Source organism: Mongoliitalea sp. (assembly GCF_054166905.1).
Genome location: NZ_JBSZCK010000046.1, coordinates 1 through 21,726, shown reverse-complemented (window position 1 = coordinate 21,726; position 21,726 = coordinate 1). Strand labels below are relative to the sequence as shown.

The window sequence follows — 21,726 nt, the reverse complement described above, 5'->3', positions numbered from 1 at the left end:
TGATATCAGAAAGGATGATGCAGAACTATCTTGATGAATTCTGTTATAAGCTCAACAGAAGATATTTCGGTCAAAAACTATTTGACAGGCTCATCATTGCTTCTATTTATCCATACTGGCATGATTGCGGATAATCATATTATTTATATTATCCTGTTCATCCCCCAGTGATCCTACAGAAAAATTTGATTTAAATAGTGTTGAAAATACCTCTTACAAGGAGAAAATTATAAATTTCAATACTATAGAGATGACAACTGCTCCAATTTTGACTTTAATCGGTGATTATTTATTTGTAACAGATCTGGCAACATCATCTGGCAAGGGTATTCAAGTCTACAATAAAAACAATTTGGATTATGTCACAAGTACTTGTGAATTAGGAGAAGGTCCTGGTGAAATAATGAGAATAGGAGAAATTGCAAAAAGCCACAATAATAAGGAATTTTGGATGCCTGACTTTGCAAAGTTGCAAGCGTTTAAATTTGATATTGATTCATTAATTACTGATAAAGAATATAAACCAGGATTTTCTATTCCAATAACTAATGATTTTTTTCTTACCCGTTTTAATGTTGTTTCAAATAGTGTTGCAATAGGCTCAGGTGTAGAAGTTCTAAGTACCGGAACTTTTAGAGTAAGCTTGGGAAAATGGGATTTAAACAGTAATCAAACTGAAAAATTTGGCTACGAACATCCAGAATTATCAGGTAAAAGAACCAATGCCTATTTCACCTATTCCCAAAATCAGTCATTGATGGCTCTATCTTACATCAACTATGATATCTTAAGTGTTTTTGACCCAGATGGAAATTTACAGTACAACATAATTGGGAAAAATGAACTTACCGAAGAAAACCAAAAGTTACATTTCTTTGGTCCCTCTATAATCACTGACAATTTTATTGTAGCTTCATACTCTGGAAAACCAGCTTTTAAAAGAGATAAAAATAAAAGACCAATAAGTGTAGAGCCAACTAAACTCCTGTTTTTTGATCTTACCGGCAAATTAAAAAAAGTTTTAGAAACTGAATTTGGAATTATTTCTTTCGTAATTGATGAAGATAATAAACGAATTATTTGCAGTTTTAGCGATCGGGAAAATCCAATTGGATATTTCAACTATGAATAAATACATACCCCTGGGAATTTTATTCCCCATGACAATACTAACATTATTATTTGCATGTGAAAGTAAGAAAGGAGTTACATCTTTAGCCGTACCTGAACGTTCCGCAGTAAATTTCAACCCTGAATTAAAATATTTGTTTAAAGGTAAATTGTATGCTGCTGATTCAATTTTATCCCAAGTAATTAATAAAAAGAAAATTGTCTCTATTGTAGATGGAGTTTGCATGAAATGTGTCATAAATGATCTCAACCAAGCAGATTCTATCTTTCAAAAAATCACAAAAGACAATATTCTTGCTCAAACTATTTATGTGTTAAATGTACCACCCTCTGATTCAGCATATTTTAAAAGACAAATTGAGCCTCATATTGACGTAAATGGCTTAGTTCTTTGGGATGAAGGCTACACCTTCGAAAATACCAATGAGTTACTTACCGCTGATAGAAATCTCCGCACCTTTCTACTTGATGAAAATAACAACATTAAATTCTTTGGTCATCCACTATACAATCCAACCCTAATTGAAAAATACAAAAATGAATTGAATGATATTTTTTAAATTTCCCAAGGAAGGCTATAAAAACAATTTTCTATCCAAAATATACTCTTCTACAGGTTTTGGAAGTAAGTATTTTACCGAAAGACCATTTCTGATAGCATCTCGGATATACGTAGCCGAAATGTCCATCAATGGAGCTTCTACCAAATGGATATTAGGATGGTCCCATTGTTTGGTTTCTCCTGGTCTGGGGTATACATACAGCCCATAATGCTCCAAAATCTGCTCATGATTTTTCCACTTATGAAAATGCGTCAAATTATCCCCTCCTACAATCAAGCGAAACTCATGTTGGGGAAATTTATCGGAAAGGTAAGTAAGAGTGTCAATCGTATAGCTTGGCTTGGGCATGCGGAACTCAACATCACTGGCCTTAAAAAAGAAATGATCGGCGATGGCGAGCTCTACCATCTTTAGCCGATCATGTTCGTGAAGTAATGTCTTTTGTTTTTTAAATGGATTCTGTGGACTGACAATAAACCAAACCTCATCTACATCGGTTTTGTTCAGAACCGCCTCTGCTATAATCAGATGCCCCACGTGAATTGGATTAAAAGATCCGAAAAACAACCCGATTTTCAAAACGTTGAATATTAATTTTTTAGAAAATCTCCTACGAGTTTTTCTGCTTCCTGGAAAGACTGCTCTTTATTATCATTGACGATAATCACATCAAACTTATTTTCAAAAGACATTTCAAATTTCGCCTTGAAAAGTCTTCTCGATAAACTCTCCTCTGATTCAGTCCCCCTATCTTTGAGCCGTTCTTCCAAAATTTCTAACGAAGGCACCTTTACGAATATAGCCAAGGCTTGATCTCCAAAATATTTTTTGAGATTCAACCCGCCTTTCACATCTACATCGAAAATCACATGTTGACCGCTATCCCACAAACGCTGAATTTCTTCCTTTAACGTTCCATAAAAATTACCCTCATACACTTCTTCCCATTCAATAAAAGCATCTTCATCAATTTTTTGCTTGAATTCTTCCGGGCTCAAGAAGTAGTAATCTTTTCCATGCTGCTCTGTTCTCCCACGCCTATCACGTGTAGAAGCAGAAATAGAAAACCCAAGATTGGGAAAATGTTCCAATAAATGTCTGACAATGGTTGTTTTACCCGAACCGGATGGAGCTGAAAAAATAATGGCTTTGCCTGAACCCATAACGATTTATTTTATTTCCTGAATGTTTTTTCGGATGTTTTCAAATAGGTCTGTTGGCGTAATCTGATGGCAACACTTGGTTTGCAAAAGCTCTTTAATTGCTCTTTCCAAGTGAAAATGCTTGTAACAGGGTTCACACTTTTCTAACTTTTCCTTGAGGATTTTATCAGCCTCTGGAATATTTTCTCCATCCAAGATGCTTTCCAGCAACTGAAAGCATTTACTCTGTTCAGCACAGCTAACTTTCTTGTCTCCTGCCGATGATAAATTTGACTCCATTGTAAACTTTATAATCTAATTCTCTAAATCCAACTGTCGTTTGCTCACTTGTCAGGAGTACTTATTCCTCCTCATCCGTATTGTAACCCATGGTCTGTGCATAGGAACGTAATTTTTCCTTTAATAAGTTCCTCGCCCTGTGCAATCTTGATCGAACAGTCCCAATCGGAATGTCCAATATCTTGGCCATCTCTTCGTAGGTAAAACCTTCCAAATCACATAAAATGATGACTGTACGAAAGTCTACCGCCAGACTATTCAATGCATTGGAGATCTCATCACCCAGCATATCCTTAACCATATCCGCACGCAAATCCGTGGTACTGCTATAGTCCACATCATCGGAATTATAATACGTTTCTACCTCTTGGTAATCTACTTTGGCAGGCTGCTTACTCTTTTTCCGATAATCATTGATAAATGAGTTTTTCAGAATGCGAAATAACCATGCCTTAGCATTGGTGCCTTGCTCAAAAGAATTGATAAAGCGGTAGGCCTTCAAATAGGTGTCCTGTACCAAATCTTTGGCATCGTCCTCATCAAAGGTCAGGCGAAAGGCAAAGTTGTACATGGAGTCTATGTGGGGCATAAACTCTTGGTCGAAGATGTGATTTTTCTCCTGATCGGAATATTTTTTTCTCTGTACTTCAGACATAAAGTTCAAAAGTAATCAATGGGCGAATTTATAGCTACTATTTTTGGAATAAAGTCGAGGCTTTTGGTTTATTTTGAAAATTGTATCCAAATCCCTTGTCAAAAAGGCATGATTTTCTTCAAACTACTTTCATTATTGCCCCTTTCACTGCTTTACATCCTCAGTGATGGAGTATATCTATTAGGATACCATGTTTTGAAATACCGACAAAAAGTCATCCTTACCAATATCCAACATGCCTTTCCTGAAAAAACAGCTCAGCAACATCAACGGATAGCTAAAGCATTTTTTAGAAATCTGACCGACTCCTTTGCAGAAATCATCAAAGCCTACTCGATGAGCAAAAAAGAATTCAATAGAAGAGTTCAAATCATTCATCCAGAAATTGTAACAGAGCATATTAAAAATGGAGAAGTTTTAATTGGAATGACGGGCCATTTTTTTAATTGGGAATGGCATTTACTCCAAATGATGGCCAATATTGACAACCGGGTTGATGTTGTCTATACCAAAGTAAGTAGTGCATTTTTTGAAAAGTTAATGATGACCATTCGCACACGCTTTGGAGGGCAGATGGTGGAAAAAGATAGTTTCCAACGGGATTACCTCCGCAAGCGAGACCAACCGCGCATGATCGTATTAGCAGCCGACCAACGGCCAGGAAATCGGGATATCCGTTATTGGCGGGATTTTATGGGAAGGGAAACGGCGTTTTTTGAAGGTGGGGAAAAACTGGCTAAGCGATTCAATCATCCAGTTCTTTACGCACATGTATCCAAACCCAAAAGAGGCCACTATATATTTCGATATGAATTAATGGCTAGCCCACCTTACACGGAACAAGCAGAACACAGTATTACAGACCTTTTCATTGAATTATTGGAGAAAAATATAAGAGAACAGCCGGAAATCTACCTATGGAGCCATAATCGATGGAAATGGAAAAAGGGGGAATGATTTTTAAAAGCATGAAGGTATTTTTAAATCCACAATTAGTCTTTAATGGCTTCAATTCGGTCTGAAAATACAACTACTAGCTTACACTCTTTAGTAAACTCCAATACATCAGGCCACTGTATACTTATCGTTTTGTGAAACTCTTTAAGTTTCATATTACCAAATTTTAAATGAATTACCTTCGGAGGGGGTGTTGAGAGAATTATTTTGTTGAAAAAGTCAGTGTCTTTCGTAATTATGGTAAGATTGTTTTTCTTGGCGTATTCCCAAATTTCATTATCTGTCCAAGAGTCCCCTAAATCAATTTGATGGATGTAATCTGAATTATTCCATGTTGAAAAATAATAGGGCAAATTAACATCGATTAGAAATTTAGGCATTTAAGCTACAGATTTAACTGTAAAACTACTTCCCATCACCTTAGAGGCAAATGCCAAACACGCTCTAATATCTTGCTCGGTTAAACTTGGATATTGAGCAAGAATATCCTCAATGGTATCTCCAGCAGCCAAAAACTCAAGAATAGTTTGTACCGTTATCCGCATCCCTCGAATAATGGGTTTCCCATTGCAAATATCTGGATTAATTGTAATACGTGATATTAACTCTTCCATGTTCGAATTTAATAATTACAACTTATTAAACACTAGCGATCCCCATGTGGTTCAGACAAATTAGTTGAATACAAGATAAAATCCAAAACGGTAGCCAGACTTCCATTCCAAATTCCCTAAATTTGAAGCCTGTTGGAAAAAAAGAAGCATGGACTATTTAAAAGGACTGAATCCCCCACAAAGAGAAGCTGTAGAACATACCGATGGCCCCGTTATGATTATTGCAGGTGCAGGCTCGGGAAAAACACGGGTACTTACGTACAGAATTGCACACCTCATTCACGCCAAAGGGATAGATGCCTTCAACATTCTTTCGCTTACGTTTACTAACAAGGCAGCAGCCGAGATGAAGCATAGGATTGAGAAACTCATCGGTTTGGAGGCCCGCAACACTTGGATGGGCACTTTTCACTCTATCTTCGCCAAAATTCTCCGAGTAGAAGCAGATAAAATCGGGTATCCAAGCAACTTCAGCATTTACGATACAGATGATAGTAAATCCCTTATCCGTACCATTGTCAAGGAGATGAAGTTAGACGATAAGGTATACAAACCTAATACGGTACTTGCACGAATTTCGGGAGCTAAAAACAGATTGATTTCATGGGAAACATACCTGAATGACCCTTACATCAAAGCGGATGATGATGCGGCCATGAAGCCCCGCATGGGTGAAATCTATAGAACCTACCAAAAAAGGCTCTTTAAATCCGGAGCGATGGATTTTGATGATTTGCTCTTTAATACCAATGTTTTGTTCAGAGATCACTTGGATGTGCTCAACAAATACCAACAGCGCTTCAAATATGTGATGGTGGATGAGTTTCAGGACACCAACGTTTCCCAATACCTCATTACCAAAAAACTAGCTGCTGTCCACCAAAATATCTGCGTAGTAGGTGATGATGCCCAAAGCATTTATGCTTTTCGTGGTGCGGATATTCAAAACATCTTGAATTTTGAGCGGGATTATCCGGATTTGTTTGTAGTAAAACTGGAGCAAAACTACCGCTCCACCAAAAACATTGTTCACGCAGCCAACAGCATCATCGCCAAAAACAAAGCCCAACTCAAAAAAACTGTCTGGACCCAAAACCAAGAAGGAGACCAAATCGAATTGATGAAGGCGAGTTCGGATAATGAAGAAGGCCGAATGGTAGCAACGACCATTTTCGAAGAAAAAAACAACAAAAAGCTCCATAACAGCGACTTTGCCGTACTCTACCGCACCAACTCCCAGTCACGAGCGATAGAGGAAGCCTTGAGGAAAATGAACATCACCTACAAAATTGTCGGTGGGCTTTCTTTCTATCAGCGTAAGGAGATCAAGGATTTGATGGCTTACCTCCGTTTTGTGGTCAATCATGACGATGAAGAAGCCTTCAAACGTGTTATCAATTATCCCAAAAGAGGCATAGGAGATACCACGGTAGAAAAAATTCTTGTGGCTGCATACGAACATGATATTCCCTTGTGGGATGTCGTGACCAATGCTAATTCATTCTTGAGCGGAAGAGCTGCCAATGCTGTGGATGACTTTGCCACCATGGTCAAAAGTTTCCGCATAGAAATGGAGCGTAAAGATGCCTTCGAAGTTGCCTCCAGTGTAGCCAAACAGTCAGGGCTATTGAGAGATTTGTACGAAGACAAAACCATCGAAGGACTTAACCGTTATGAAAACGTTCAGGAATTGCTCAACGCTATCAAAGAGTATGTAGACAATCCTGAAAATGAAGAGAAAAGTTTGGGTGCCTTTTTACAGGAAATAGCCCTGCTCACGGATAATGATCGGGACAAAGATGAAACAGACGCTGTTACCCTCATGACCATCCACTCCTCCAAAGGCTTGGAATTTAAGCAAGTATTTGTGGTAGGTATGGAAGAAGACCTCTTTCCTTCTCAAATGATGATGCAAAGCAGGGAAGACCTTGAAGAAGAACGAAGACTGTTTTACGTAGCGACCACCCGTGCGATGGATCGATTGTATTTGACCTATGCCTTGACCCGCTATCGTTTTGGAAGACTGCTTAATTGTGAACCCAGTAGATTCTTGGAGGAAATAGATCCGGGTTGCATTCGAGTAAATAAAAGGTTTACCGCATCACCATCGGGTTCACTAAGAACAGAATCTATAGAACCAAGGTCTGGTTTTATTGGAATCAAGAAGAATCCATCAGTCAGGCCAATGACCACGGCGAAGGTCCACACACCAAGTCCAGATTTCAAACCATCCAACACGAACAACTTGCAGGAAGGCATGAAAGTAGAGCATCCAAAGTTTGGTTTTGGATTGGTGCAAAAGATTGAAATAGAAGGAATCAATAAGAAAGCCACGATTGTATTTGATAATTTTGGAGAAAAGGTATTATTACTTAGCTTTGCAAAGCTCCGAATCGTATAATAATAGTTGATTGGTAAGTTTTTTACCCCTCACCAATCCAAGCCAAGGGCATACATGGAAAATAAAGAAAGCAATAATTACTCCGTAACCTTGAAGGAATACGGTAAAAACATTCAGCGATTGGCTATTCACATCGCAGGAATCGAGGATAGGGAAAAGAGAACAGCCAGTACTTACACTCTCGTTGAAATCGTCAAACAATTGAACCCACAAATGCGTGGAGAGTCTGACCAAAAAATTTGGGATGACATTCATATCATGTCAGGTTTCACATTGGATGTTGATGGACCATTTCCTAAGCCGGAAGAAGACTTACTTACGCGCAAGCCAAAATCCGTTGGTTACCCTAAGGGTGAAGTGAAGTTTAAGCACTACGGTCGAAATATTGAAAAGTTGATCGAGAAGGCCATTGAAATCGAAAATAGTGAAGAACAGGAATCCGCCATTATTTATATCGGGCAGTTGATGCGCTCTTTTCACTCTACTTGGAACAGAGACAACTTTGATGATGCCATTATTTTGGATGATATCAAAACCTTATCCAAAGGCAAGCTTCACATTGACTTGGAAAAAGTAAAAGAAATGGGGCTGTTCGAAACCAATACCCGCAGAGATTTCAAATTACCTTCCGATATGGAAAAAGAGAAGTCCAACGGAGATCGTAGAAAGAATTTTGGGAAAGATAGAAGAAGAAACGGCGGTCACGCAAAAAAACGTAGGTAAATGTCATCATTTAAAGTAAAAGGAGGCGTACGTCTCAAAGGGGAAATCATTCCTCAAGGAGCAAAAAATGAAGCGCTACAAATCTTGTGTGCAGTTTTATTGACTCCTGAAAAAGTCACGATCAACAAAATACCAGCTATCCGCGATGTAAATAAGCTGATAGAGCTTTTGTCAGATATGGGTGTAAAGGTGGAGCAAATTGGGCCAGAGTCCTACACCTTCCAAGCTGATACTGTCAATACCAGCTATTTGGATACTGACGAATTTTTAAGCAAAGCATCCTCCCTAAGAGGATCTGTTATGATTTTGGGGCCCTTATTGGCTCGATTTGGTCATGGAAGACTTTCAAAACCAGGTGGTGATAAAATCGGAAGAAGGAGAATGGATACCCATTTTTATGGTTTCCAGAAACTCGGTGCCGAATTCCACTATGACAGCAAAAAAGAGATTTATTACATCGACGGAAAAAATCTTAAAGGAGCATACATGCTCCTGGATGAGGCTTCTGTAACCGGTACAGCCAATATAGTCATGGCAGCTGTCATGGCAGAAGGCAAAACCACCATTTATAATGCAGCCTGCGAGCCTTATTTGCAGCAATTGTGCGACATGTTAAATCGCATGGGAGCAAAAATCACCGGCATAGGTTCTAACCTGCTTCATATTGAAGGTGTCAAAGAATTAAAAGGTACAGAGCACACCATGCTGCCTGATATGATCGAAATCGGATCCTTCATAGGCTTAGCAGCCATGACCCAATCTGAGATTACTATTAAGGATGCGCAAATTCACCGATTAGGCATTATTCCAGATACCTTCAAACGTATGGGTATCAAAATGGAGTTTAAAGGAGATGATATTTTCATCCCAGCTCAAAAGCACTATGAAATAGAGACTTTTATTGATGGATCCATATTAACTGTTGCAGATGCAATTTGGCCAGGTTTTACTCCTGATTTATTGAGTATCGTATTGGTCACAGCTACCCAAGCAAAGGGTACCGTATTAGTACATCAGAAAATGTTTGAAAGCCGCCTTTTCTTTGTCGATAAATTGATTGACATGGGCGCGCAGATCATTCTCTGCGATCCACATCGTGCTACAGTCATCGGATTGGATAGAAAGTATCCGCTGAGAGGCATTCGCATGACATCACCAGATATCAGAGCTGGGGTATCCCTTCTAATAGCAGCCATGTCTGCGGAGGGCACCTCTATCATCGACAACATCGAGCAAATAGACCGAGGCTATCAATACATAGACCAGCGTCTCAACGCACTCGGAGCAGATATCCAGCGAGTTTAACAAAGAAGCCCTTTTCACTTACTGAGAAGGGCTTTTGCAATTTAAACGTTTAAGTTGCAAAAGAAACATCGAATTACTTTTACTTCTCCCTATTTTTAGTCTAAAATCAAATAATTTTTATTATGTGGGACTATAGAACTAAAAAGGAAATTGACGAATTATCTTATAAAATCGTTGGTGCTATCATCGAAGTTCACAAAATCGTTGGCCCGGGCATGCTCGAAAAATTCTATCAAAGATGTTTAGCTAGGGAATTTCAACTCCGTGGTATTTCCTACGAAAACGAACTCATCATTCCCTATGACTATAAGGGAGAGTCTATTCATTTGAATCTCATCTGCGATTTCTTTGTGGAAAAATGCATCGTTGTGGAATTAAAGGCAGTACAAGAAATGCATCCCATTTTCAATGCTCAAATCATCAGCTATATGAAGGTACTAAATGCCCCCAAAGGAATACTTGTAAACTTCAACGTTGAAAACATCTTTAAACAAGGTCAAAAAACATTCGTTAATAAAATCTATGATCGGCTTCCTGATTATTGAGAAGAACCACATAGGACACATAGGTAACATAGTTTTTGTTTTGGGGAGTCTTATAAATCAAACATTTAGTGAAAATCTATTCATCTCTATTGTTTAACTGTTATTTTCAACATTAAACTATGTGGTAACATCCTTATGTTCCCTATGTACCTATGTGGTTCTAAATTAAAACCCTTTCTATGTGGTTTGATTCTTTTTTTCAGAGGGATAATAATGTATCTTTTGGAAGATAAGCAACAAATAACATGTATATGAATTCAATTGCTAAACCAGTTCCTCATTTTACGGCTCCTTGGAAATTAAAGGGTGAAGGGTTTATACTGGTGTACCGATTCACCAAAAACTTCGTGTATGAATCAGGTTTTCTTAGAGAAGACCAACTAGGTAACTTCAAAGGTGGTTTCGGATATGTGATGTTGGTCAATTATGAAGAATCGCCTGTAGGACCCTATAGAGAGTTACTTTTTATCCCTGGAAAATTTGGACCAGCAAACAAACAATGCATCACTAAAATTTATGTAGACAGCGACGCAAGCACAGAGAACGGACGGTACAATTGGGGAATCCCAAAGGAAACGGTCCCATTTATTTGGAATAGAAACGGAAACCTGACCACTATTGCTGTAGGAAGGGAAGAAAACCCCATCTGGTTTAGCAAACTAAAGACAGGTGCTTTTCCTCTTCCTGTCTCCACCAAAATTTTACCCATCAGCCTGCTTCAAAGTTTGAATGAGCAAAACTACCACACCCAGCCCGAGGGGAAAGGTTGGGGAAAACTTGCGCAGCTCGAAAAAGTCCATATTGACCCACAAGGATTCCCTGATATCAGTCGCTTAAAACCACTCATGTGCGTGCATGTGAAGCCTTTTTGGATGTCCTTTCCAACTCCGACGCTGGTATGAAGATCGTCCATAAAAAAATCTTGATTACAGGAGCTGCTTCAGGTATAGGAAAGGCTTTGGTAAAATCCCTGTACAAAGAAAACCAAATTCTGGCAGTAGATAAAGACGAAACCGCTTTACACAGGTTGAAGGAAGAGTTTGACTCAATCCTTGTTGGATCTATCAATTTATTGGAAAAGGATGCAGTCTTGAATTCAATTAGTCTTGCTGAACAATCTTTTGGAGGGATTGACATTTGCTTTGCCAATGCAGGGCTAGGATATTATCATCAATGGCAATCTATTCTACCGGAGCAAGCCAAAGAAATCTTTACACTAAATGTGCTTGTTCCAATGGAATACGCACATCTGTTGAAAAATAAATTTCCTCAAAATACCCCGAAATTAATCATCACCGCTTCCGCCATCGCTTTTTGGGCCATTCCAGGCTATAGTTATTACAGCGCTAGTAAGGCTGCCATCAGACAATTTGCAAAAGGAGTTTGGTCCGAGCGAGATGGAAAATGGCTGACCTTAGTACATCCCGTGGCTACCAAAACATCCTTTTTTGAAAAGGCAGGAAAAGGGGTTCCTATGGCTTGGCCAGTACAAACAGCTGATGCGGTGGCACTAGCAATTATTCAAGGAATTGAGGCAGGCAAAAAAGAAATATTTCCTTCCAAGCTGTTTTGGTTTTCTATACAGCTGAACAAAATTATTCCACTAATAAAACCTATTTACCAAAGCATTGAACGCTCAAAGTTGAAAGCCTACTTACAAAAATCTTCACCTTCTTCCAAAACCAATTAAAAACACCTACTCCCCTCAGTAACAAAAGGCTTGTAAGCTTGTTTCTAGTCTTGTACTTTTCACTTAAAATCCATCTTATGAGAAACTTACTAATGCTGGCTTTGCTCCTGCTAATTGCTAGCTGCCAATCCCCGAAAGAAGAGCTTTCGCTGCCAATGAAAGTAGCCAATGCTTATGGTTTTGATAAGTTTGACAAGGTATCGTCCATCGGTTATACTTGGAATGTACAAGTTGGTGATGAAGTACGCACACGTCGCTGGGACTGGGATGTAGCTGGACGAATGGTAACCTACACCACCGCTGACACAAGCTATACCTATAGTTTGGACCTGCCAAAAGAAGAGCTTCCACCTGCAGATGCAGGATTTATCAATGATAAATATTGGCTGCTATACCCTTTTCAGTTGGCATGGGATACAGGCTATTCCTATGAAGAGACAGCAGATGCAGTTGCACCTATTTCTGGCAATGCTAGTACCAAATTGACCATTAGCTACAATAATGAAGACGGTTACACCCCAGGAGATGCTTATGATCTATATTTGGATGAAAATTATATGATCAAAGAATGGACATTTCGTAAAGGAAATGCACCCGAAGGAAGAACCTTCACTTGGGAAACTGAAAAAGATTTTAATGGAATCAAAATCGCTACCGAACACCGAAATGCAGAAGGTCAGCTATTTATTTGGTTTTCGAATATTGAGGTGAATTGATCAATAAAAAGCCTTTTTCCATAGATCAGAAAAAGGCTTTTCAATAAAATCATAGCGTTAATTCATAAGAACCGGTCTAGATGCCGTTATGACGTTCCCGAGGGTATCTGTTGCATAAACATAGATTCGAGAAGCATTTTTTGGAATTTTCAGTTCTGCAAATTGATTTTCAACCTTAGAATTGACCACAGGACGGAATCTATTCCAATCCTTATCATAGATTTCCCATTCATACTCCAGTTTACCTTCATAATCATTAAGCACTTGAGCAGAAAACCATTGTGTGGAGCTTGGCTGCAATTCAAGCCAAGGTGCAACAATGACAAGTTCTGGGAACTTGATTGATTCTTGCATAGAATCTGGATTCCATACCTCTTTGAGAGAATAATATGTTGGCTTAAGCCTCCCCTTATGGTCTGTTAATCCAAACCAAGTTGCAGAACCCTCATATCGATCCTTCCAGCTAAATGCCATCCCTCCAAGATTTAACCCTTGGTTTTTTTCAATATAGTCTACCCATTGCTTTTGATACCAATCAGCCTTATTTATGGAGGAACGCTCAAGTAATATTGAATCACTTCGGTAATCTCCATACTCTCGATTCCAATAGCCAATAGGGCCGAACTCAGTGACCACATAAGGGATATCAGAAAACTTACTTTCAAAAATATCACTTAATCCCTTGACGTTTTTTTCGTAATAAGAATTCACACCAATGACATCTATATTCGGGGCAAAGGCTCTGTATTGATAAATAGCCGCAAGTAGGCGTTCGTTATCATGTTCCTCCGAAGAAAATACAGGTCTATCTGGATCGATTTTTTTTATTTCAATTGCCAGCTCATTCAAAAACTCAAAATAACTTCTCCTAACCAAACTTAAGTAAGGTTCAGCGTTATGCTTCTTTAATAAACCCCATGTTTCATTTCCTATATTCCATGCGAGGATGGTTTTATCATCTTTCAGCTTTTTGACTGTTTTCAGGACCTTTTTCTTATAGTTGCGAAGACTTTTTTGATCCTTTAAATAATCAATTTTTGGATCAAACCAAAAACCATACATTACTTTCAACTCCTGATTTTTTGCTGCTCTTAAAATATTCCGATCAAAAATACCAGGTTCATACCTTCTAATAGTATTCGCTCCCATTTCTTTAATTTGAAGGAAATCGCTATTCAATTGTTTAGCAGATAATGGGTGAAAACCTTCCTCCCAATCATGACCAGGATTATAACAAACACCTTTAATATAGAAAGGCTCTCCATCCACCAATAATTGATGATTCCCTTGCTCTGTTAGAAGCATTTTAGGGTTATGTTGGTTGTCATTTTGCTGAGGCAAGTAGTTTCTCCCCTTGAATACATCAAAAGATTTATAGGAAAGGTGGATATCTTTCAAATCAAACGTCCAATCTATAAACTCGGCATCGGCATCAGGTCTCCAACTGGTTATCCAGTTTCTATCCCAATCACTAAAAAAATGTATCACAGCTTTGATCTCCTGATGTTTTTTTTCTATTTCAGCTAATGATTGTTGAACCCATTGCTTCCCATCAAAATCATACGATGTGGAACCAAACTCCGCTAACATCACGGGCAAATCCAATCCTTTTTCTTCAATCTTTTCTTTGAATGGAGCATAAATTTCCTCAAACGTTCTGACTTGCTGATTTTCGGAAGCAAGTCCATAGTTTAATGCAGTAAGTCCAATCCAATCCACATATTGGGTTTGAGAACCATCATTTCCATAAGGAAAATAAGACTCAAAACCCTCTGTAGACCAGGGGCTCCAGATCCATGATACATTTTGAGCACCGACGTTTTCAAATCTAAAATGTACATATTTCCATGCATCTACAAACTCTTCAGGAGTATTGCCACCTGCTTCCGACCAAGGATACATGGGGTTTTCCATTTCATGAGCAAATCGTAAAAATACAGGAGAGTTTAAATCCCTCACCGCTTCTGCCATTTGATCAATATATGCATCAAAAAAACCCTCCGTTATGTACTGAAAAACCTTTCTATTGTTTTGCAGATCTTCAATGTGAGCATATTCACTAAATCTATTTGTCCACGGCTCCCAGGTAATCATAGGAATGGCACCATGATCAACTATTTGCTTCCATTTTTCAACAGGAAAAGATTCATCTCCCCACGCTAAGTAAGAGGACAGAATATTCCATTGCATTTGGCTTTCTGACTCCAAATTACTGATGAGTGAAATATCCTGCGTGTAATCAAAGTGAGGTTCATAAATTCCTGTGTAAAACCCTCCTAAACGCTTTTCCAAAGGAGTTTTCAATCGAGGGTTCAGATAATCCTCAGATCCACCAATAAAGGAAGTAACCAAGAATATCCCACCAAACAAAAAAGAACCAATCAAAAGTATATTAAATGAAATCCTACTGATTTTCACATACGAATAGTCTATGTAAGACTTAATCCAACTATTTTTGACACCCCTCCATACCTTTTGAAGTTTGGTCACAAAAACTGTTTGCCCTGCGATAAAAGCCATGAAGAAGATTAAGGCGTTTATTCCTGCAAAAAAAGCCATTAGCATGCTGTATGGCTGCCAATCTCTAGACAAACCATAAATAATGGCTAACACAGAAATCGTTGCAATAATCAAATTTGGCAAGCCTAATGCAAACTCCCCTTTGGTTGAATGCTGCTTTGGTGTAGGTAAGTAGGGTACTTTTTTATTGATAAGGGTATATAAAAAACCCAAACTAAATACCCACCAAGTACCAACTTTTAATACTCCACCAAAAAAGTGTAAGCCTTTTTCCTTCTTTTCATGCATCCACGACTGTGAATAGGCTCGATACGCTAAGGACATGAGGATAAACGGAGTAAAATACGCAAAGAAAATCTTTGGTTCTAAAATCCACGGGTATTCTCCCGTAACAAGCGAAAAAATCGGAATCAATATATCAACTAAAGTAACCAGCCCAAGTAAATAATAGACAGGTATCAATCCATAATGAATCTTTTGCCTCCAGGTAAACTTCGTAAACAATTTAGGATAGAGATTGAACCAAAGGTCAAATGTTCCCCTGCTCCATTTCAACTGTTGAAGGTAAAACGCTGAGAGACTACTAGGCACCAGACCTCTAGACAAAATTACCGGTTCGTATACAGATTCCCAGCCTTTGGCATGCAACAACATAGAGGTATGCATATCTTCAGTCAAGCCTGGCGCATGTCCTCCAATAGAATCCAAGGCTGATCTTCTAAAGGTACAGTTGGCACCAATGGCCTGAGCGGTTCCATAGCCACTCATTGCCTGCATAAAGGGGCCATAAAAAGCATATGTTTGCTCTGCTGCAGCGTGTGCAACCATAGAATCAGTTTGATTGCCATAAGCTTGTACTACTTGAACATATCCGATTTTGGGATTATCAAAATGATGCAATACATGATCAAGAAATTCTGGGAAAGGAGCATGGTCAGGATCCAAAATAACACATAATTCCCCCGAACATTGCTTCAGCGCGTTATTAATATTCCCAGCTTTGGCATTTTCATGGGTTTCCCTTGTCACGTGAATCACACCCAGGTTTTCACAAATTTTCTTCACATAAGGATCATCACCCTCATCACACAAATATGTTTTATGAGGATACTTTACAGCGACTAAAGCCTTTAAAGTATTTTCCAGCATGTCATACGGCTCTCCCGGACAGAAAGTAGTCAGCATATCAACCGTGTAGTTTTTGGACGGTTTCTTCGGAGTCAGCTTTTGTTCCTTTGGCTTTGGTAGACCTGCATAGTGATACCATTCAAATCCCACTTTCAAGAGTTTGAAAAATAAGGATACCGTCAAGAGACCATACATAAGTCTGTGTCCCACTTGCACTTCGGTAAAAAAACCGTAGATAAAAGCAATCAAAGAGACAACACCAGCAACTAAAAGGGCTTTTCCTAAAAATTTACTCTGTTTCATGGTTCGTAAAATGAGACACAAAATACTTTATTTTATTTTTGAAATGCAATTTTTTGGATTTAAAATTTCTTGTTATTCGAATTATTTTTAATTTTACAGCAGTTTGTAATCTATCTCTTATGGTATTCTTTCGTAATCATTCATGGCTGATAATCTTTTTGTCAACATGGACTTATCTTTCAAGTTGCTCTTCCAAGCCAGAAACAGTGGAAAATCCAACTGTAGAAATCAAATATATTGGAAATAAAGCTGTTTTGTTAAGACAAGGTGAACCTTATGTAATCAAAGGGGCTGCCGGTTCCGAATATATGGAAAAGGTCGCAGAATATGGGGGAAACTCCATTAGAACTTGGAGTATAGATGATGCGGATTATATACTAGACAAAGCACATGAACTTGGTTTAACAGTTACTTTAGGCCTTGAAATAGGTAGACCGACGTGGGGTACTGATTTTAATTATTGGAACTTTCGGGAGGTAAATAGAAAAATTGAAGAATTGCGACCTGTCATTGAAAAGCATAAAGATCATCCTGCTTTATTGATGTGGGGTGTAGGAAATGAGGTATATCTTTTTGGCGGAGGAAAGCGATTTTTTATCTTTTATTTCATCAATAAAGTCGCCAAAATGATTAAAGAAGTAGATCCTAACCACCCTACGATGACGACAGTACCAGGGGCGACTACTAAAAATAATTTTATTCCTTTTCGGTATATCATGCCTTATATAGATGTTATGGGCTATAATGCCTTTGATGCTATTGATAGAGTGTATGATAGAGTGTATGAAAAAAGAGGCTGGGGCAAAGCTTTTATGTTATCCGAGTGGGGACCATCAGGACACTGGGAAACAAGAGACACCGAATGGGGAGCTCCAAAAGAACACAGCATGCAAGAAAAAGTCCGATTGATGGAAAGTTATTGGGAAACCCTTAACAAGGATGATGTATATTTTTTAGGTAGTTATGCATTCTACTGGGGCCATAAATTTGAAATAACCCATACATGGTTTAGCATGTTTTCCGAGGAGGGTTATGAATCGGATCAAGTTAAATTTTTAAAATACGCTTGGTCTGGAGAAGAATCAGAAAATAAAGCTCCAGCTATTTCACATGTATCGATTGATCCGGGTGCTAAAAACGATAACGTTTACCTTTATGCATCCCAAAAATATTCTGCTAAGGTATTTGCGGAAGACCCTGATTTGGATTCTCTTTCGTACAGATGGGAATTACGACAGGAGGAATATGATTTCCGAAAAACTGATATGTATCAACATAATATGAAATACTACTTTTTGCAAGACAGTTTACCTACCATTGAATTTATGGCACCTAAAGATGAGGGAGATTATAGATTATATGTTTTTGTTTTTGACAACCAAGGGAATTACACTTCTCACAATATTCCAATTTACGTGGTGAAAAAATAGTGTTTTTTTATTTCGAACTGACTACCCTCTGCTAAACACTCAAACCAGATTTGAAAGCAGCAAATAAAAGAGCCTAGAAAAAACCTAGGCTCTGATTTACTCTAATACCTTACTTTACAAAGCTTAACTGTAACTGCAATCGGACCAAAACAGGTAATCCAATGTCAAAAAAGTCATCACTTTCTTCTTCTTCCAACACTATGGTCAATTGATTGTTGGAGAGGGTTCTGACTTGAAAATCCGTAGAAAAATCTTCCCCACTTAATCTCAATAAAGTATTACCATTGAGCAATTCATAGGTGCCAGACTCATCTAAGTTTCCATTGACCCTAATTTCATAGGTTCCATCCGATCGAAAATTTAATGTTGTCCCTTCAAAATCCCCCGCTGAGAAAACACTATCCCTAATTTCCGCGGCAGCAGCTTGTGCTTCTTGAGCAGAAAGTCCAAATATTGTTTGTAAAAACTGCACTAATGGCTGACCATTGATTGTAATGTTCAACTGAAAATCATCATAGCTCCAGACACCGACGATAGGAGATACCTCCGGTTCGTCATCATTATTACAAGAAGAAACAGTAAGCATTAGAAATACCAACAAAAGCGGGAAAAATTTAGATAGATTTTTCATACGTTTAATTAATTATGATTTATGCTAAATTATTTTAATTAAGTCAAAAAATCATACTAATTGAAATAAAATTTACTTCAGAGAATCTTAGAAAACAGTAGATTAAATATACACCACCCAGAAAAGCTCCCCATTACGAGAATTTCGGCGTATTAATCAACGTAAAAAAAGACGTTGACAAACGATCAGCCAAGCAATTTTAAAATTAATTTACTCCCATATTTGCATTGTATGTATAAAACCCCTACTTTTGTACCACGATTTCAGCAAATGGCTGACAAACACAGAATCTAGTAGATAAAATATATTGCGGGATGGATCCGCCGCAGCGGATCGTCGGGATCATATCCGCCACGGCGGATACAGGTTCGAGTCCTTAAATAGTAAGATTTGAAATTATAAAAATATATCGCGGGATGGAGCAGTTGGTAGCTCGTCGGGCTCATAACCCGAAGGTCACAGGTTCGAGTCCTGTTCCCGCTACTCAGAACCCCTTATACTAGCTGTATTTGGGGTTTTTTACTTTCAGTAGGCCGTACAGTAGGCCACTAAAAAATTAGGGGTTTTTTACTTTCTTTACAATAAATGAAATTAGGGGTTTATTCTTCTGAATTATTCTCCCTTTTTGAATTTCTATATAGATCCTTTTGTAGGAAGGAAATTGAAATTTTTTATCACTGAAAAAATCTTTTTAATTAAAAAATCATATCGTGTAAAGGCCTCAATTGCTTCTCAAATATTCTTTTCTTAAAAAGAAGTCCAATAATTGGAAGTATAAAGAAATTCAAAGCTCCAATTATTGCATTTATTAAGCTCTCAATTAAAAAGATTGGCCCAACTGTTAAAAATAAACTTAACTTTTTTGAAATACTGCTTGAACTGGAATATTCCCAAATGTTTTTAGGTTTATACCCTAATGAATATGCTGTTTGCCAGAATATAAACTCTTTATAGTGAGATTCCCCATTCAATTCTTCAAGTTTGACTAATTCTTGGTCTATTTCTAAATCATCCTTTTTAAAAACAAATGTGTTATTTTGAAAAGTTACTAAATCTTCATTCCTTGAATCATATTTATCGCTTATTCCATATGTAGCAACATAGTTTTTTTCCAATATATTTCCAGTTCCAAGACTAGCGTTTAAAAATATTGACACTAAATTTAGTAGGATTCCAAGAATTATAATAACCACAAAATTCAAGTTTATTTCTACAATAAAGCTTTTTAATTTAAAAAGTATAATTGTAAGTGGGATTAAAGACCAAATTAAAGCATAAATTGATTGAGTAAAGCTTTGAAATAAAGCATTAAACAGGCCAACCAACTCACCTAAAAACATGAACATAAATGAGAACAAAAAAAATATAAATAAGAACTTTAGATTCTTTTTAATTTTGCTAATCTTGATTTGACTCAGCATATTTTCTATTTGTATTAATCATTTAAAAGAATGTTTGGCGTTTTTATTAGGTATAGAATCCGAAATTCAATTTCTTTTTTTTAAACCCACTCGGTCAATTATTATTGATTTTTCTTTACCCGATAAAGACTAAAACTCTATATATAGTCCAGTATTTACAATCATATAGAACACTAATCTCTGAACCAATCAAAATTTATTTTATACTTTTCTCGGACATAATTTTTAACCAATGTTTTAAAGGCTTTTGCTCCTACTCCATGCTTGGCTAAAATTCTTCCACAATGTTCAACAGCTGCTTTAAATTCTATTTCTGCCTCCTCTATTTTCCAGTCTATATCATTATATTGTAATTCATCTTCTGTATAATCCCCATAGGCTAGTTTTATGATTTCAAGGCTTTTGGGATTTGCAGGTAAGGAAATATTCCTGAATGGTTTTTCTTTGTCAAAAAAGAGGGTTGTAACATTCATAGTAGTGCTTCCTATCATAACTTCCCCAGGGGTAATGACTGCCTCAAATTTTTCCCTATGATAATCTTTCACCAACATATCCCATTTCATGGCACTCATACTACTTCTTACATTTCCTGTAGTCTCCGCTGGAATGTGTACTACAAAGCCAGGGCCAGTGATTTCAATTTGACCATCTAAAACAGTTAATTGCATTTGTACAGTTGGCCTATAATTACCTGAAGCTTTTAAAAGCTTCCTTATCCCATCAAATTCTTTTTGAATCAGCTTTGTTTTTATTATGAATATTTCCATGCTAATATTAATAGGTTTATGGGATGATTTTATGCTCAATAAATTATCAAAATCGCATTTTATTAAATGATTAAATTTGAAAGTAGTTTATAAAACTTAATTTTAATCTATTGAATGTTAAAGCTTTCTAAATAGCCGAAATAAATAATCATTATTATCAAGATAATTAAGCTTATGTAATTATTAATTTCATACATCAATTCTTCTTTAGAATAGTACTCGATATATTCATTATTTTTTTTTTGAAGTAAATCGGTTAAGTTCTTTTCATTGTCTTTAACTTTTAAATTTTTATCTATGATAAATTCGTGATAAACATGATCTTCATCTTGTATTCGTTTTAATTTTTTTTTGAGAAATTTTGGTAGTATAATTAGATAAATTTGAAAAATAAGAAAGATTGAAAGTCCAATTAAATTAATGCTGTGATTAAAGAATATAGCAACCCATACTATTGCTGAACATATGCTAAAAAGAGGTATAGTTATAGGTACCAACCACAAATTAAATATTTTAAATTTAGGATGAATGCCAATAAATTTAAAATATATAATATTGCCTTCATATAAAACATGAAAATTTTTAGAGCATGGACTAGCTTTAATTATAATATTTAATTTTTCTTCCATTAAATTTTATTTTAAATTACTGTCATCCGACAAAAACACTGCGTGTTTTTGGATATCTTAGAAAAATACAATAGCGAGGCTATGATGCCTCGCTAAAATTTATGATGTTTATAGTCACTACACCAAAACATCATGTACAAAAATACAAAACTTGC

Annotated in this window: 22 protein-coding genes, 1 tRNA gene and 1 pseudogene; 13 read left to right on the top strand and 11 right to left on the bottom strand. The window is 37.1% G+C overall.

Going from position 1 to position 21,726, the window contains the following annotated elements; translation table 11 throughout:
• The 3 genes and pseudogenes from ACXIUD_RS17980 to ACXIUD_RS17970 all read left to right on the top strand — a co-directional run.
• A pseudogene (locus tag ACXIUD_RS17980) lies at nucleotides 1–134 on the top strand (IS1595 family transposase); the annotation flags it as partial.
• The gene (locus tag ACXIUD_RS17975) at nucleotides 125–1,132 is read left to right on the top strand and encodes a hypothetical protein (protein ID WP_458054036.1); all 1,008 of its coding nucleotides are present in this window, start codon (nucleotides 125–127) and stop codon (nucleotides 1,130–1,132) included. The pseudogene ACXIUD_RS17980 and the gene ACXIUD_RS17975, both read left to right, overlap by 10 nt.
• The gene (locus ACXIUD_RS17970; RefSeq protein WP_458054035.1) at nucleotides 1,125–1,691 is read left to right on the top strand and encodes a hypothetical protein; all 567 of its coding nucleotides are present in this window, start codon (nucleotides 1,125–1,127) and stop codon (nucleotides 1,689–1,691) included. The genes ACXIUD_RS17975 and ACXIUD_RS17970 overlap by 8 nt, the downstream gene beginning before the upstream one ends.
• Before the next feature lie 15 nt (nucleotides 1,692–1,706).
• Here ACXIUD_RS17970 and nadD read toward each other — a convergent pair whose 3' ends face one another.
• The 4 genes from nadD to ACXIUD_RS17950 form a co-directional block, all read right to left on the bottom strand.
• A complete protein-coding gene (gene nadD / locus ACXIUD_RS17965; protein ID WP_458054034.1) occupies nucleotides 1,707–2,273 on the bottom strand; it encodes a nicotinate (nicotinamide) nucleotide adenylyltransferase in 567 nt (188 codons plus the stop codon).
• 11 nt (nucleotides 2,274–2,284) lie between these two features.
• On the bottom strand, nucleotides 2,285–2,857 hold the full coding sequence (gmk, locus tag ACXIUD_RS17960) for a guanylate kinase (protein WP_458054033.1): 573 nt from the start codon (nucleotides 2,855–2,857) through the stop codon (nucleotides 2,285–2,287).
• 6 nt (nucleotides 2,858–2,863) lie between these two features.
• Nucleotides 2,864–3,136 carry an anti-sigma factor gene (locus ACXIUD_RS17955; protein WP_458054032.1) on the bottom strand — a complete coding sequence of 91 codons (273 nt, stop codon included), beginning with the start codon at nucleotides 3,134–3,136 and terminating at the stop codon, nucleotides 2,864–2,866.
• A 61-nt stretch (nucleotides 3,137–3,197) separates the two neighbouring features.
• A complete protein-coding gene (locus ACXIUD_RS17950) occupies nucleotides 3,198–3,791 on the bottom strand; it encodes a sigma-70 family RNA polymerase sigma factor (RefSeq protein ID WP_458054031.1) in 594 nt (197 codons plus the stop codon).
• Nucleotides 3,792–3,899: 108 nt separating this feature from the next.
• Here ACXIUD_RS17950 and ACXIUD_RS17945 point away from each other — a divergent pair, with 108 nt between their 5' ends.
• On the top strand, nucleotides 3,900–4,748 hold the full coding sequence (locus ACXIUD_RS17945; RefSeq protein ID WP_458054030.1) for a lysophospholipid acyltransferase family protein: 849 nt from the start codon (nucleotides 3,900–3,902) through the stop codon (nucleotides 4,746–4,748).
• A gap of 35 nt (nucleotides 4,749–4,783) precedes the next feature.
• Here the strand turns inward: ACXIUD_RS17945 and ACXIUD_RS17940 are convergent, their stop codons facing one another.
• Nucleotides 4,784–5,128 carry a DUF5615 family PIN-like protein gene (locus ACXIUD_RS17940; RefSeq protein WP_458054029.1) on the bottom strand — a complete coding sequence of 115 codons (345 nt, stop codon included), beginning with the start codon at nucleotides 5,126–5,128 and terminating at the stop codon, nucleotides 4,784–4,786.
• Entirely contained in the window at nucleotides 5,129–5,362 is a 234-nt protein-coding gene (locus ACXIUD_RS17935; RefSeq protein ID WP_458054028.1) for a DUF433 domain-containing protein, read from the bottom strand. It abuts the gene before it with no gap.
• A 148-nt stretch (nucleotides 5,363–5,510) separates the two neighbouring features.
• Between ACXIUD_RS17935 and ACXIUD_RS17930 the strand changes: the two genes are divergently transcribed.
• From ACXIUD_RS17930 to ACXIUD_RS17900, 7 genes are all read left to right on the top strand, one after another.
• The gene (locus ACXIUD_RS17930; RefSeq protein ID WP_458054027.1) at nucleotides 5,511–7,763 is read left to right on the top strand and encodes an ATP-dependent helicase; all 2,253 of its coding nucleotides are present in this window, start codon (nucleotides 5,511–5,513) and stop codon (nucleotides 7,761–7,763) included.
• Nucleotides 7,764–7,817: 54 nt separating this feature from the next.
• Nucleotides 7,818–8,486 carry a DUF4290 domain-containing protein gene (locus tag ACXIUD_RS17925; RefSeq protein ID WP_458054026.1) on the top strand — a complete coding sequence of 223 codons (669 nt, stop codon included), beginning with the start codon at nucleotides 7,818–7,820 and terminating at the stop codon, nucleotides 8,484–8,486.
• Entirely contained in the window at nucleotides 8,487–9,791 is a 1,305-nt protein-coding gene (murA, locus tag ACXIUD_RS17920; protein WP_458054025.1) for a UDP-N-acetylglucosamine 1-carboxyvinyltransferase, read from the top strand. It begins immediately after the preceding gene.
• A gap of 122 nt (nucleotides 9,792–9,913) precedes the next feature.
• Nucleotides 9,914–10,336 carry a GxxExxY protein gene (locus ACXIUD_RS17915; protein ID WP_458054024.1) on the top strand — a complete coding sequence of 141 codons (423 nt, stop codon included), beginning with the start codon at nucleotides 9,914–9,916 and terminating at the stop codon, nucleotides 10,334–10,336.
• Nucleotides 10,337–10,587: 251 nt separating this feature from the next.
• A complete protein-coding gene (locus ACXIUD_RS17910) occupies nucleotides 10,588–11,238 on the top strand; it encodes a hypothetical protein (RefSeq protein ID WP_458054023.1) in 651 nt (216 codons plus the stop codon).
• Nucleotides 11,235–12,026, top strand: coding sequence for an SDR family NAD(P)-dependent oxidoreductase (locus ACXIUD_RS17905; protein WP_458054022.1), 792 nt, complete (start codon nucleotides 11,235–11,237; stop codon nucleotides 12,024–12,026). Before ACXIUD_RS17910 ends, ACXIUD_RS17905 begins: the two co-directional genes overlap by 4 nt.
• Nucleotides 12,027–12,103: 77 nt before the next feature.
• A complete protein-coding gene (locus ACXIUD_RS17900; RefSeq protein ID WP_458054021.1) occupies nucleotides 12,104–12,742 on the top strand; it encodes a hypothetical protein in 639 nt (212 codons plus the stop codon).
• A 57-nt stretch (nucleotides 12,743–12,799) separates the two neighbouring features.
• Here the strand turns inward: ACXIUD_RS17900 and ACXIUD_RS17895 are convergent, their stop codons facing one another.
• Nucleotides 12,800–16,693, bottom strand: a complete 3,894-nt coding sequence (locus ACXIUD_RS17895; RefSeq protein WP_458054020.1) for a glycosyltransferase — start codon at nucleotides 16,691–16,693, stop codon at nucleotides 12,800–12,802.
• A gap of 206 nt (nucleotides 16,694–16,899) precedes the next feature.
• Here ACXIUD_RS17895 and ACXIUD_RS17890 point away from each other — a divergent pair, with 206 nt between their 5' ends.
• Nucleotides 16,900–18,123 (top strand): glycoside hydrolase family 2 TIM barrel-domain containing protein, encoded by a 1,224-nt coding sequence (locus ACXIUD_RS17890; RefSeq protein WP_458054019.1) that lies wholly within the window; start codon nucleotides 16,900–16,902, stop codon nucleotides 18,121–18,123.
• 109 nt (nucleotides 18,124–18,232) lie between these two features.
• Here ACXIUD_RS17890 and ACXIUD_RS17885 read toward each other — a convergent pair whose 3' ends face one another.
• A complete protein-coding gene (locus ACXIUD_RS17885; protein ID WP_458054018.1) occupies nucleotides 18,233–18,754 on the bottom strand; it encodes a lipocalin family protein in 522 nt (173 codons plus the stop codon).
• A 410-nt stretch (nucleotides 18,755–19,164) separates the two neighbouring features.
• Here ACXIUD_RS17885 and ACXIUD_RS17880 point away from each other — a divergent pair.
• Nucleotides 19,165–19,237: transfer RNA gene (locus ACXIUD_RS17880), tRNA-Met, on the top strand.
• Between the two features lie 212 nt (nucleotides 19,238–19,449).
• Here the strand turns inward: ACXIUD_RS17880 and ACXIUD_RS17875 are convergent.
• The 3 genes from ACXIUD_RS17875 to ACXIUD_RS17865 form a co-directional block, all read right to left on the bottom strand.
• A complete protein-coding gene (locus ACXIUD_RS17875) occupies nucleotides 19,450–20,094 on the bottom strand; it encodes a hypothetical protein (RefSeq protein WP_458054017.1) in 645 nt (214 codons plus the stop codon).
• Nucleotides 20,095–20,348: 254 nt separating this feature from the next.
• The gene (locus ACXIUD_RS17870; RefSeq protein ID WP_458054016.1) at nucleotides 20,349–20,942 is read right to left on the bottom strand and encodes a hypothetical protein; all 594 of its coding nucleotides are present in this window, start codon (nucleotides 20,940–20,942) and stop codon (nucleotides 20,349–20,351) included.
• 107 nt (nucleotides 20,943–21,049) lie between these two features.
• On the bottom strand, nucleotides 21,050–21,571 hold the full coding sequence (locus ACXIUD_RS17865; RefSeq protein ID WP_458054015.1) for a hypothetical protein: 522 nt from the start codon (nucleotides 21,569–21,571) through the stop codon (nucleotides 21,050–21,052).
• Nucleotides 21,572–21,726 lie beyond the last annotated feature (155 nt).